At 61.6% G+C, this 12,671-nt stretch carries 13 protein-coding genes; 4 read left to right on the plus strand and 9 right to left on the minus strand.

The window, feature by feature from the left end; genetic code table 11:
• Window positions 1-189: 189 nt before the first annotated feature.
• The 4 genes from C3F38_RS25145 to C3F38_RS25160 all read right to left on the minus strand — a co-directional run bounded on the left by C3F38_RS25145 (window position 190) and on the right by C3F38_RS25160 (window position 3,447).
• Window positions 190-1,551 carry an NCS2 family permease gene (locus tag C3F38_RS25145; RefSeq protein ID WP_004936819.1) on the minus strand — a complete coding sequence of 454 codons (1,362 nt, stop codon included), beginning with the start codon at window positions 1,549-1,551 and terminating at the stop codon, window positions 190-192.
• A gap of 332 nt (window positions 1,552-1,883) precedes the next feature.
• A complete protein-coding gene (locus C3F38_RS25150; RefSeq protein WP_038874298.1) occupies window positions 1,884-2,291 on the minus strand; it encodes a VOC family protein in 408 nt (135 codons plus the stop codon).
• A gap of 47 nt (window positions 2,292-2,338) precedes the next feature.
• Window positions 2,339-3,007, minus strand: a complete 669-nt coding sequence (locus C3F38_RS25155) for a glutathione S-transferase family protein (protein ID WP_038874300.1) — start codon at window positions 3,005-3,007, stop codon at window positions 2,339-2,341.
• Window positions 3,004-3,447 (minus strand): lipocalin-like domain-containing protein, encoded by a 444-nt coding sequence (locus tag C3F38_RS25160; RefSeq protein WP_055317022.1) that lies wholly within the window; start codon window positions 3,445-3,447, stop codon window positions 3,004-3,006. The genes C3F38_RS25155 and C3F38_RS25160 overlap by 4 nt, the downstream gene beginning before the upstream one ends.
• Before the next feature lie 196 nt (window positions 3,448-3,643).
• Between C3F38_RS25160 and C3F38_RS25165 the strand changes: the two genes are divergently transcribed.
• Both C3F38_RS25165 and C3F38_RS25170 read left to right on the plus strand, forming a co-directional pair.
• The gene (locus tag C3F38_RS25165) at window positions 3,644-3,904 is read left to right on the plus strand and encodes a YdgH/BhsA/McbA-like domain containing protein (RefSeq protein ID WP_025304435.1); all 261 of its coding nucleotides are present in this window, start codon (window positions 3,644-3,646) and stop codon (window positions 3,902-3,904) included.
• Window positions 3,905-4,051: 147 nt separating this feature from the next.
• On the plus strand, window positions 4,052-4,801 hold the full coding sequence (locus C3F38_RS25170; RefSeq protein ID WP_055317023.1) for a 3-oxoacyl-ACP reductase family protein: 750 nt from the start codon (window positions 4,052-4,054) through the stop codon (window positions 4,799-4,801).
• A gap of 63 nt (window positions 4,802-4,864) precedes the next feature.
• Here the strand turns inward: C3F38_RS25170 and ssb1 are convergent, their stop codons facing one another.
• Window positions 4,865-5,398 carry a single-stranded DNA-binding protein SSB1 gene (ssb1, locus tag C3F38_RS25175; protein ID WP_033654707.1) on the minus strand — a complete coding sequence of 178 codons (534 nt, stop codon included), beginning with the start codon at window positions 5,396-5,398 and terminating at the stop codon, window positions 4,865-4,867.
• Window positions 5,399-5,675: 277 nt separating this feature from the next.
• On the opposite strand from ssb1, the gene uvrA reads away from it, so the two are divergent.
• The gene (gene uvrA, locus C3F38_RS25185; protein WP_055317024.1) at window positions 5,676-8,504 is read left to right on the plus strand and encodes an excinuclease ABC subunit UvrA; all 2,829 of its coding nucleotides are present in this window, start codon (window positions 5,676-5,678) and stop codon (window positions 8,502-8,504) included.
• 229 nt (window positions 8,505-8,733) lie between these two features.
• On the plus strand, window positions 8,734-9,786 hold the full coding sequence (locus C3F38_RS25190; RefSeq protein ID WP_103767511.1) for an NAD(P)-dependent alcohol dehydrogenase: 1,053 nt from the start codon (window positions 8,734-8,736) through the stop codon (window positions 9,784-9,786).
• A 30-nt stretch (window positions 9,787-9,816) separates the two neighbouring features.
• Here C3F38_RS25190 and maa read toward each other — a convergent pair whose 3' ends face one another.
• The 4 genes from maa to C3F38_RS25210 form a co-directional block, all read right to left on the minus strand.
• On the minus strand, window positions 9,817-10,374 hold the full coding sequence (gene maa / locus C3F38_RS25195; RefSeq protein WP_038874310.1) for a maltose O-acetyltransferase: 558 nt from the start codon (window positions 10,372-10,374) through the stop codon (window positions 9,817-9,819).
• Window positions 10,375-10,525: 151 nt separating this feature from the next.
• A complete protein-coding gene (locus tag C3F38_RS25200) occupies window positions 10,526-10,879 on the minus strand; it encodes an MmcQ/YjbR family DNA-binding protein (protein WP_038874311.1) in 354 nt (117 codons plus the stop codon).
• A 4-nt stretch (window positions 10,880-10,883) separates the two neighbouring features.
• Window positions 10,884-11,300 (minus strand): secondary thiamine-phosphate synthase enzyme YjbQ, encoded by a 417-nt coding sequence (locus C3F38_RS25205; RefSeq protein WP_004936779.1) that lies wholly within the window; start codon window positions 11,298-11,300, stop codon window positions 10,884-10,886.
• A gap of 126 nt (window positions 11,301-11,426) precedes the next feature.
• Window positions 11,427-12,620 carry an amino acid aminotransferase gene (locus C3F38_RS25210; protein ID WP_048234820.1) on the minus strand — a complete coding sequence of 398 codons (1,194 nt, stop codon included), beginning with the start codon at window positions 12,618-12,620 and terminating at the stop codon, window positions 11,427-11,429.
• Window positions 12,621-12,671 lie beyond the last annotated feature (51 nt).

Below are 12,671 nucleotides of genomic sequence, written 5' to 3' on the forward strand. Positions count from 1 at the left end.
TAGACTCTACGATTCAGACGACATCGGCTCAGGGCCTGCGTTGGTCCCGATAGTAGATCACTTTTTTTACAGCCGTTAAAGCTTGTTGTGCCTTTCAAGACGCGGTGCAGAGCAGAAGAAGACTTATCTTAAGAAGGGAAATGCCGTGACAGCTTCCCTCGCCCGGCGGGCGAGGGAAACCTGAGGGTCTTAAATCGCCCAGCCGCCGGCGTAGAACGCCACCAGCGCCACGGCGATCAGCACGGTGCCGATGTTCAGCTTGCGCCATTCGCCGGAGAAGATGCGACCGATGACCAGCGAGCTGAAGCCCAGCATGATGCCGGTAACGATGTTGCAGGTCAGTACGATGAACACCGCGCACAGCAGGCCGGCCATCGCGTCGACGAAGTCGTTGAAGTCCAGCTTGGTGACGTTGCTCAGCATCAGCAGGCCGACGTACATCAGCGCCGGGGCGGTGGCATAGACCGGCACCAGATAGGCCAGCGGCGACAGGAACAGGATCAGCAGGAACAGAATGCCGACCACGGTGGCGGTCAGGCCGGTCTTGCCGCCCGCGGCGGTGCCGGCGGCGGATTCGATGTAGACCGCGGCGGGCGCGGCGCCCACCAGGCCGGAGAAGATGCTGCTCAGGGAATCCGAGGTCAGCGCCTTGCCGCCATTGATGATCTGCCCGTCTTTATCCAGCAGGTTGGCCTGCCCGGCCACCGCGCGGATGGTGCCGGTAGCGTCGAACACCGCGGTCATCACCAGCGCCAGCACGCTCGGCAACACCACCGGCTGCAATGCGCCCATGATATCCAGGCTGAAGATCAACGATTTGCCGTCAGCGTCCGCCAGGCTCGGCATGGCGAACAGCCCCTGGTATTTCACCGCCGGGTCGAAGATCAGGCCGATGATGGAAATGGCGATGATCACCAGCAAAATGCCGCCGGGCACGCGCAGTTTTTCCAGGCCGAAGATCACCGCCAGGCCGACCAGCGTCATCACCACCGGGAAGGAGGTGAACGCGCCGAGCGCCACCGGCAGACCATCCAGCGGGTTCTTCACCACCAGGCCGACGCCGTTGGCGGCGATCAGCAGCAGGAACAGACCGATACCGATGCCGGTGCCGTGCGCCACGCCCATCGGCAGGTTGCGCAGGATCCAGGCGCGGATGCCGGTGACCGAGATAATGGTAAACAGTACGCCCATCAGGAACACCGCACCCAGCGCCACCGGAATGCTGATGTGCTGGCCCAGCACCAGGCTGAAGGCGGTGAAGGCGGTCAACGAGATCGCACAGCCGATCGCCATCGGCAGGTTAGCCCACAGCCCCATCAGCAGCGAGCCCAGCCCGGCCACCAGGCAGGTGGAGACAAACACCGCCGCCGGCGGGAAGCCCGCTTTGCCCAGCATGCTCGGCACCACGATCACCGAATACACCATCGCCAGGAAGGTGGTCAGCCCCGCCACCACCTCCTGGCGCACGCTGCTGCCGCGCGCGGAAATTTTAAAATAGCCATCAAGCCCGCCGGTTGGTTTTGCGGCGTGGTTCGCTTGAGAGTTCGACATAGGTTACTTCCCCTGTGTTTCATGAATCGGCCCGTCGCAGCAGGCCTGTAATCTCGCCCGCGCCCGATCGTCACGTAATCGTTTACGTCACGTTCCGCATCCTTGCCCCTCTGTCGCAGCGCCAACGGCGATGCGCACCAAGGCAAACGTTTAACTCGCAGCGCGCGGTACGGGTGATTTATGGTGGTTTATTCAAGGCAAACGATTATCCTGCCTTCCATAGCGTCTAATCAACTAAAGATCGCGGCAATTTATGCAGAAAGCGGCGGGAATAGCGCCAGCACGATAAAACCGGGGCGACAGGCGCCCCGGCGAACGCCGTCACGGCAGGGTTATTGCGTCTGCACCGCGGCGGGATCCATATACATCAATTCCCAGATATGGCCATCCAGATCCTGAAAACCGTGGCCGTACATCACGCCGTAGTCCCGCGGCGGGTGGTAGGTGTTGCCGCCGCCGGCGACCGCCTTGCGCACCAGTTCGTCCACCGCCGCCCGGCTGGGTTGCGACAGGCATACCAGCACTTCGGTGGCCTGTTTGGCGTCACCGATCGGGTTCGGGGTAAACATCCTGAATTTGTCGTGGGTCAGCAACATCACGTAAATCGTGTCGCTGACCACCATGCACGCGGCGGTGTCATCGGTAAATTGCGGGTTGAAAGTGAAACCCAGGTGGGTGAAGAACGCCATCGAGGCGGGCAGATCGCTGACGGGCAGGTTAACGAAGATTTGCGTAGCCATGGGCTACCTCCGATGAAGAATGACCCCATCGAGTATAGCCCATCCGATTAGCTCAGCAGGGCGTAAGGGCCGCCCTGCTCCAACGCCCGCTGGTAGGCGGGCCGGGCATGAATACGCTGCAAAAAACCGCGCAGTTTCGGGCAATCATCCAACGCGCCTCGCGCTGCCATCGCCTCCAGCGGGAAGCTCATCTGAATGTCCGCCGCGCTGAAGTCATTGCCGACAAACCAGCTGCCCTTGTTCAGGTGCTGTTCGAGGAAGTCGCAGTGCGGCGCGATCTGCTTGTCGAGATATTCGCGCTGCACGCCCTTGCCGATCGCGCCGGCCACCGGCCGCAGCAGCCAGGGGATCGGCGGCTGGCCGAGCCGGCTGAACACCAGTTTCATCACCAACAGCGGCATCAGCGATCCTTCCGCGTAGTGTAGCCAGTAGCGGTATTGCTGGCGCGCGTGGAAGTCGGTCGGCATGAACATCCCTTGCGCGTCATAGGCTTCCTGCAGGTATTCGATGATGGCGCCGGATTCCGCCAGCGTCAGATCGCCGTCGACGATCACCGGCGATTTGCCCAGCGGGTGGATCTTTTTCAGCGCCGCCGGCGCCAGCATAGTCTGCGGATCGCGTTCGTAGCGTTGCACCTGATAGGGCACGCCCAGCTCTTCCAGAAACCACAGAATGCGCTGCGACCGCGAGTGATTGAGATGATGAACAATGATCATAAAGAAGCTCCTGTCCGCTGCCACACCAGTTCGCCCACCTGCACGCCGTTGCCGAGCTGCAAGGGCACCGCGCGCAACGTCAGTCGATCGCCGCTGAAAGCGTAAAAACGCACCTGACGGCTGCCTACCCAGTTGGGGAATGAACAGCCTTCGACCTGATGTACCACCCGCTGCTCGCTTTCCTCCACCTGATAACGGCCGCAGTAGCAAATCATATTGATGAAGGCCGCGCGGATCTCCCGCTCGGCCCCCTGCGCCAAATCGTCAGCGGCGAAACGCGGCCGCACGGCGCTGTACAGCTGCGCCGCCATCGTGCCGTTGGCCTCATAGTGGATGCGCCCCAGCACCTGCTCACCCAGCGGGTGATTTAGCTCGCCGTCCTGGTTCTCAAATGCCGAGGACACCAGCGCCCTGCTGCCGATAAATGCGTTTACCGTCATTACGCTTCTCCGGTTAAGGATCGTCTGTAAAGGGTAGTGGCGATTTTTACCGCACGCCAGCGGATGAAAAAACAATCAGTTTATTTGACAGAGATACTCAAAACTCTCCGATTTTTTATTCCAGCCTGCCGCACTAGTATTTAATACATCGAGAGATAACGGGCTCTCATCCAATCAATACGCTGAGGAACACATCATGAAAAACGTCAAAATTTTTGCTACCGCTGCGCTGCTGGCTACCGCTTCTTTCGCTACCTTCGCCGCTGACCTGCCTTCCAGCCAACCCGCTGCAGACGCCCAGAAAATCGGCGTAGTCTCCGTTAGCGGCGCCACCAACCTGAGCGCACTGGAAAGCGAACTGGCCAGCAAAGCCGCCGCGTCGGGTGCCAGCTCATACCGCATCGTCGCCGCCGGCGGCCAGAACAAACTGTACGGCACCGCAGAAATCTTCAACTGATCGTCGAACAGCCAACCGACGGAAGAAAGAAGCCCCGCAAGGGGCTTTTCTCGTTTTAGCGGCAAAGCTCTTTGTGAACAGTGGCCGCCAGACATTTCACCGATACTGGGAATAACGCCTTACCCTCACCCACTTTGGAGAAATAACATGACCACAGCACACCCTCTGCAAGGCAAAGTCGCGTTCGTTCAAGGCGGTTCACGCGGCATCGGCGCCGCCATCGTTAAACGGTTGGCGAGCGAAGGCGCTGCCGTCGCCTTTACCTACGCCGCCTCGGCCGATCGCGCCGAAGCGGTGGCAAGCGCCATCACTGCCGCCGGCGGCAAAGCCCTCGCCATCAAGGCCGACAGCGCCGATGCGGCGGCGCTGCAGCAGGCGGTGCGCCAGGCGGTCAGCCACTTCGGCAACCTGGATATTCTGGTGAACAACGCCGGGGTGTTTACGCTGGGCAGCACCGAGGAACTGGCGTTGGAAGACCTGGATCGCATGCTGGCGGTCAACGTGCGCAGCGTGTTCGTCGCCAGCCAGGAGGCGGCGCGCCACATGAACGACGGCGGCCGCATCATCCACATCGGCAGCACCAACGCCGAGCGCGTGCCGTTCGGCGGCGCGGCGGTGTATGCGATGAGCAAATCGGCGCTGGTCGGCCTGACCAAAGGCATGGCGCGCGATCTCGGCCCGCGCGGCATCACCGTCAATAACGTGCAGCCCGGCCCGGTGGACACCGAAATGAACCCAGACGCCGGCGAGTTCGCCGATCAGCTCAAGCAGCTGATGGCGATCGGCCGCTACGGCAAAGATGAAGAGATCGCCGGCTTCGTCGCCTACCTCGCCGGCCCGCAAGCAGGTTATATCACCGGCGCCAGCCTGAGCATCGACGGCGGCTTCTCGGCGTAACGCCCTCTGAAATACAAAAAGCCCCGTGAAGGGGCTTTTTTGTTGGCTGCAAACAGCCGGATATCAGAACGGGATATCGTCGTCGAAATCCATTGGCGGTTCGTTGCTGCTGGCCGCCGGAGCGCTGTTCTGCGCCGGGCGAGACTGCTGCTGGCCGCCGCTGAACTGGTTGCCGCCCTGTGGCTGCTGAGGCTGGCCCCAACCGCCCTGGCCGCCGGCAGATTGACCGGCCGGTGCGCCGCCGCCCTGACGGCCGCCCAGCATCTGCATGGTGCCGCCGACGTTAACCACGATCTCGGTGGTGTAGCGATCCTGGCCGCTCTGATCCTGCCATTTACGGGTCTGCAGGGAGCCTTCGATGTAGACCTGAGAGCCTTTACGCAGGTATTCGCCCGCCACTTCGGCCAGTTTGCCGAACAGCACGACGCGGTGCCACTCGGTCTTCTCTTTCTGTTCGCCGGTCGCCTTGTCACGCCAGCTTTCGGAGGTCGCCAGGGTAATGTTGGCCACTGCGCCGCCGTTCGGCATGTAACGGACTTCTGGATCCTGACCCAGATTCCCGACCAGAATTACTTTGTTTACGCCTCTGCTGGCCATGAGCACTTCTCCCGATGATTGATTTCTACACAGTATAAACGCGTCAGTTTACCACGCTGAGTGCGAAACCACACCCGTGTTGATAAGTGCGAATTGCATTCCAGAATTGTCTTTTCAATCGACCTTGTTGCATTCGCATACTGGATATTCATTCAGGTTTTTTTGTGTCATAATTATGCGTTTCGACCAGGCTGTGCCGGTTTTTTGCGAGATCCATCACAAAATCCCCCGCAAAAATCGCGACAGGCGCGGTGTATCATCAAGACGGGAAGTGTAAATGGACAATATTGAAGTTCGTGGTGCTCGAACCCATAATCTGAAAAACATCAACCTGATCATCCCGCGTGACAAACTGATCGTCGTCACCGGCCTGTCCGGTTCCGGCAAGTCATCGCTGGCTTTCGATACGCTGTATGCCGAAGGGCAGCGCCGCTACGTCGAATCGCTCTCCGCCTATGCGCGCCAGTTCCTGTCGCTGATGGAAAAGCCGGACGTCGACCATATTGAAGGTCTGTCGCCGGCGATCTCCATCGAGCAGAAATCCACCTCGCACAACCCGCGATCCACGGTCGGCACCATCACCGAGATCCACGACTACCTGCGCCTGTTGTTCGCCCGCGTCGGCGAGCCGCGCTGCCCGGATCACCATGTGCCGCTGGCGGCGCAGACCGTCAGCCAGATGGTCGACAACGTGCTGAGCCAGCCGGAAGGCAAACGCCTGATGCTGCTGGCGCCGGTGGTGAAAGATCGCAAGGGCGAACACACCAAAACGCTGGAAAACCTGGCCGCTCAGGGCTATATCCGCGCGCGCATCGACGGTGAAGTGTGCGATCTGTCCGATCCGCCGAGGCTGGAGCTGCAAAAGAAACACACCATCGAAGTGGTGGTCGACCGTTTCAAGGTGCGCGACGACATGGCGCAGCGCCTGGCCGAATCGTTCGAAACCGCGCTGGAGTTGTCCGGTGGCACCGCGGTGGTGGCAGATATGGACGACGAGAAAGCGGACGAGCTGCTGTTTTCCGCCAACTTCGCCTGCCCGATCTGCGGCTACAGCATGCGCGAACTGGAACCGCGCCTGTTTTCCTTCAACAACCCGGCCGGCGCCTGCCCGACCTGCGACGGCCTGGGCGTGCAGCAGTTCTTCGATCCGGACCGCGTGGTGCAAAACCCCGAGCTGTCGCTGGCCGGCGGCGCGATCCGCGGCTGGGATCGCCGCAACTTCTATTACTTCCAGATGTTGCGCTCGCTGGCGGAGCACTATGAGTTCGACGTAGAGGCGCCGTTCAACACCCTGAGCGCCAACGTGCAGAAGGCGGTGCTGAGCGGCTCCGGCAAAGAGTCGATCGAATTCAAATACATCAACGATCGCGGTGACACCACCGTGCGCCGCCATCCGTTCGAAGGCGTGCTGCATAACATGGAGCGCCGCTATAAAGAGACCGAATCCAGCGCGGTGCGCGAAGAGCTGGCGAAGTTCATCAGCAACCGCCCTTGCGCCTCGTGCCACGGCACCCGCCTGCGTGAAGAAGCGCGCAACGTGTTCGTCGAAGACACCACGCTGCCGGAGATCTCCGATTTGAGCATCGGCCATGCGATGACCTTCTTCCAGAACATGAAGCTCAGCGGCCAGCGCGCCAAGATCGCCGAAAAAGTGCTGAAAGAGATCGGCGATCGCCTGAAATTCCTGGTGAACGTCGGCCTGAACTACCTGTCACTGTCCCGCTCGGCGGAGACGCTCTCCGGCGGCGAAGCGCAGCGTATCCGTTTGGCCAGCCAGATCGGCGCCGGCCTGGTGGGCGTGATGTACGTGCTGGATGAGCCGTCGATCGGCCTGCACCAGCGCGACAACGAGCGCCTGCTGGAAACGCTGATCCACCTGCGCAACCTCGGCAACACGGTGATCGTGGTGGAGCATGACGAAGACGCCATCCGCGCCGCCGATCACGTGATCGACATCGGCCCCGGCGCCGGCGTGCACGGCGGCCAGGTGGTGGCGGAAGGCACCGTCGACGACATCATGGCGCAGCCGGACTCGCTGACCGGCCAGTTCCTCAGCGGCAAGCGCGAGATCGCCATTCCGGCGCAGCGCGTGCAGGCCGATCCGACCAAGGTGCTGAAGCTGAGCGGCGCGCGCGGCAACAACCTGAAGGACGTGACGCTGACGCTGCCGGTCGGTCTGTTTACCTGCATCACCGGCGTGTCCGGCTCCGGCAAATCGACGCTGATTAACGATACGCTGTTCCCGATCGCTCAGCGCCAGCTCAACGGCGCCACCATCGCCGAGCCGGCGCCGTTCCGCGAAGTGACCGGCCTGGAGCATTTCGACAAGGTGATCGACATCGATCAGAGCCCGATCGGCCGTACGCCGCGCTCCAACCCGGCCACCTACACCGGCATTTTTACCCCGGTGCGCGAGCTGTTCGCCGGCGTGCCGGAATCGCGCAGCCGCGGTTATACGCCGGGCCGTTTCAGCTTCAACGTCAAGGGCGGGCGCTGTGAAGCCTGCCAGGGCGATGGGGTGATCAAGGTCGAGATGCACTTCCTGCCGGACATCTACGTGCCGTGCGACCAGTGCAAGGGCAAGCGCTATAACCGCGAAACGCTGGAAGTGAAGTACAAGGGCAAGAGCATCCACGAAGTGCTGGAGATGACCATCGAAGAAGCGCGTGAGTTCTTCGACGCGGTGCCGGCGCTGGCGCGCAAGCTGCAGACCCTGATGGATGTCGGCCTGTCGTACATCCGTCTCGGCCAGTCGGCCACCACGCTCTCCGGCGGTGAGGCGCAGCGCGTCAAGCTGGCGCGCGAGCTGTCGAAACGCGGCACCGGCCAGACGCTGTATATCCTCGACGAACCGACCACCGGTCTGCACTTCGCCGATATCCAGCAGCTGTTGGCGGTGCTGCATCAGCTGCGCGATCAGGGCAACACCATCGTGGTCATCGAGCATAACCTGGACGTGATCAAGACCGCCGACTGGATCGTCGATCTGGGGCCGGAAGGCGGCAGCGGCGGCGGCGAAATCCTGGTCGCCGGCACGCCGGAAACCGTGGCCGAGTGTGAAAAATCGCACACCGCACGCTTCCTGAAACCGCTGTTGAACAAGTAGTATCGCCGGCGTGCGGGCCGTCGCTCAGGCGACCCGCACGCTGACCCGTTTCGCAGCAATCAAACAGAAACGGGCAAGGTTTCGACATTTTCAGGCATTTCCCTCCGCGCTCACCGCTTTTATCATCAATGTTCCCTCGGCGGCCGCCCTGTCTGATTCAGGCCGCGTCTCACCGGCACTCCGCTGCCGGCCAAGCGTTGTCCCCCATACATTGATAACTGGAGCGACCATGAACATTACCCATGCCTATGCCGCGCATGATGCGAAGTCTGCGCTGGTGCCTTTCGATTACCCACCGCGCGCCCTGCGCGACCACGATGTGCAAATTCAGGTGCTGTTCTGCGGCGTGTGCCATTCGGACCTGCATCAGGCTCGCAACGAATGGAGCAATACGATTTACCCGGTGGTGCCGGGCCACGAAATCGTCGGCCGCGTCAGCGCCGTCGGTGGCCATGCCTCGCGTTACCGGGTCGGCGATCTGGTCGGCGTCGGTTGCATGGTAGATTCCTGCCGCAGCTGCCCAAGCTGCGATGAGGGGCTGGAACAGTATTGCGAGAACGGCTTTACCGGCACCTATAACGGTCAGGACCGCCAGACCGGCGCCGTGACCTACGGCGGCTACTCCACCAATCTGGTGGTGGATCAGGACTTCGTGCTGCGAGTGCCGGAAAATCTCGATCCGGCCGGGGTCGCGCCGCTGCTGTGCGCCGGCATCACCACCTATTCGCCGCTGCGCCAGTGGGGCGCGGGACCAGGCAAAAAGGTCGGCATCGTCGGCCTCGGCGGGCTGGGACACATGGGCGTCAAACTGGCGCGGGCGATGGGCGCGCACGTGGTGCTGTTCACCACCTCGCCGTCGAAAATAGAAGACGCCAAGCGCCTCGGCGCCCATGAAGTGGTGATTTCGCGCAACCCGGATGAGATGGCGCAGCACGTTAATAGCTTCGACTTCATCCTCAACACGGTGGCGACTCAGCACGATCTGAACCCGTTCCTCAACCTGCTGCGCCGCGACGGTACCCTGACGCTGGTCGGCGCGCCGGAGCACGATCATCCGTCGCCGCAGGTGTTCAATCTGATCATGAAGCGCCGCCGCATCGCCGGTTCGCTGATCGGCGGCATCGCGGAAACGCAAGAGATGCTGGACTTCTGCGGCCAACACGGCATCACGTCCGATATCGAGCTGATCCCGATGCAGCAAATTAATGAGGCCTATGAGCGCATGCTGAAAAGCGACGTGAAGTACCGCTTCGTGGTGGATATCGACTCGCTGCGAGCCTGATGAAAATGGGCGCCCGCGGCGCCCGTTTTTTTATAGGTGCTTGATGACCCTGGCCGGGTTGCCGCCCACCACGCAGTTGGCCGGCACGTCTTTGGTCACCACGGCGCCGGAGGCCACGACCGCATTATCGCCGATGGTCACACCCGGATTGATCACCGCGCGTCCGCCGATCCATACGTTGTCGCCAATCTTGACCGGCTTACCGAACTCCGCGCCGCCGACGCGGGTCTCGGCGTCCAGCGGATGGGTCGCGGTGTAGATATGCACGCCCGGCGCCAGCAGGCAGTTGTCGCCGATATGTACCTCGCACACGTCGAGGATCACGCAGTCGAAATTGGCGTAGAAGTTCTTGCCGAGATAAATGTTATAGCCGTAGTCACAGCGGAAGGTCGGCTCGATGGTGCCGCCCTGATAGCCGCCCAGCAGCTCGTCCAGCCACTGTTTGCGCAGTTCGCCCTCTTCCGGCGAGGAGTGGTTATAGCGATGCGTCAGCTGGCGTGCGCGCCGACGCTCGCTGCGCAGCAGGTCATCGCCGGCGTCGTACAGCTCCCCGGCGATCATCTTGCGCTTTTCTTCGCTGATGGCCATGTCGGCCTCCTTATGTTATCCGCGTATCTTGAATGCCCAAGCGTAGCCGCTTTTGTCTGACGACAAAAAGGGAACGTTCCCAATTTAAAATCACGATCACGCTTTGACGCGAAAAAACAGGAGAAAAACGGGCGGCGCCGCCGCCCGGCAATCAGGCGCGCAGTTCCTGGCGCACGTGTTCGGGCAGGCCTTCCACCACCAGCTGATAGGAGCTGTCGATCAGCGTGTAAAACTGCGAGTTCGGCAGGTTGCCGTCGAGAAACACCGTGTTCCAGTGCGCCTTGTTCAGGCCGGCGCAGGCGACGATCTCAGGATGGTGTTCACGCAGGCTTTCCGCCAGCTCCGGGCTGGACTTGACCGCCAGCGCCGGCCGCCCTTCGACCTCGCACACCATGGCGAACATCACGTCGCCCACCTTGATCTGACTGGCCTGCCACTGGTTCTGGTCGCTTTGCTCCGCGCCCGGCTTCGCCATGCAGTACTCCAGCAATGCGCTGTTATTCATTGGGTTATTCCCCCTGTAATGTGGCCACAATACGGCGTGCTCCGCCGTGGATGCGGTGCTCCCCCAGCCAGATGCCCTGCCATGTGCCCAACATCAGCCGCCCGTGCCTGACGGGCAGCGTCAAGGAAGCGCCCAGCAGCGAGGATTTGATGTGCGCCGGCATGTCGTCCGGCCCTTCGTAGTCATGCTGATAGGGTGCGTTTTCCGGCACCTGACGCAGGAAATGCTGCTCCATATCGGCTCGCACCGTGGGATCGCAATTCTCGTTGAGCGTCAGCGAGGCCGAGGTATGCTGCAGCAACAGATGCAGCAGGCCGGTTTGCAGGCGGTGTAAGTGGGTTAACTGGTTGACGATCTCGTCGGTAACCAGATGAAAGCCACGCGCTTTTGCGCTGAGGATTAGCGTTTGCTGATGCCACATGAGTGAGCGCCCCTCAATCAGTATATTCTCTCTCCGGTTTGCGGCAACTTCGGCGGCGCGCCGGCAATAAAAAAGGAGCGATATCGCTATCGCTCCCCGATGAACGTCCGTTCAGACTAACAGGCGTTACTGCACCGCGGCAAATGCCTCGGCCACCTGACGCACGTTGTTGTGGTTCAGGCCGGCCACGCACATGCGGCCGCTGTGGATCAGGTAGACGCCGAACTCTTCACGCAAGCGATCGACCTGCGCCGCGCTGAAGCCGGTGTAACTGAACATGCCGCGCTGCGCCAGCAGGTAATCGAAGTTGCGCTGCGGCAGCGCGCTCTTCAGGGTGTCCACCAGCGCGTGACGCATCTCGAGAATGCGGGTACGCATGCTCTCCACCTCGTCGAGCCATTGGGTTTTCAACTGGGCGTCGTTCAGCACCTTGGCCACCAGCTGCGCGCCGAAATTCGGCGGGCTCGAGTAGTTGCGGCGCACGGTGGCCTTCAGCTGACCCAGCACGCGCCCGGCCGCCTCTTCGCTTTCGCACACGACCGACAGGCCGCCGACGCGCTCGCCGTACAGCGAGAAGATCTTCGAGAACGAGTTGCTCACCAGGCACGGCAGGCCGGCCGCCGCGATGGCGCGAATGGCGTAGGCGTCCTGCTCCATGCCGCCGCCGAAGCCCTGATAGGCGATGTCGAGGAACGGAATGATTTCACGCTCGGCGATCACCTTGACCACCTCATCCCACTGGGCGGGAGTCAGGTCGGAACCGGTCGGGTTGTGGCAGCACGGGTGCAGCAGCGCGATGCTGTGCTTCGGCAGCTGTTTCAGCGCAGCGAGCATGGCGTCGAACTTCACGCCCAGGCTTTCGCTGTCGAAATACGGGTAGGTATTCACCTTGAAACCGGCGCCGCTGAAGATGGCGACATGGTTTTCCCAGGTCGGATCGCTGACCCACACCTGCGAATTCGGGAAGTAGCTTTTCAGGAAGTCGGCGCCCACTTTCAACGCGCCGGAACCGCCGACGGTCTGAATGGTGGCGATGCGCCCCTGCTGCAGCATCGGGTGCTGCGCGCCGAACAGCAAATGCTGGATGGCGGAACGGTAGGGTTGCAGCCCTTCCATCGGCAGGTATACCGAGGCGCCGTGCTCGACGCTGTTCAACTGCGCTTGCGCCGCGGCGACCGCCCGCATCTGCGGAATGATGCCCTGCGCATCGTAATACAGGCCGATACTCAGGTTCACCTTGTGCGCGCGCGGGTCTTGTTTGAATTTTTCCATCAGCGACAGAATGGGATCGCCGGCATAGGCGTCAACGTTCTGGAACACGGGGTTTTTCTCCTGGTTTATTGTGGTTTTGGGCACAGCGTTACGTTCCTA

This window comes from Serratia sp. SSNIH1, assembly GCF_002935055.1.
In the GTDB taxonomy this organism is placed as follows: domain Bacteria; phylum Pseudomonadota; class Gammaproteobacteria; order Enterobacterales; family Enterobacteriaceae; genus Serratia; species Serratia nevei.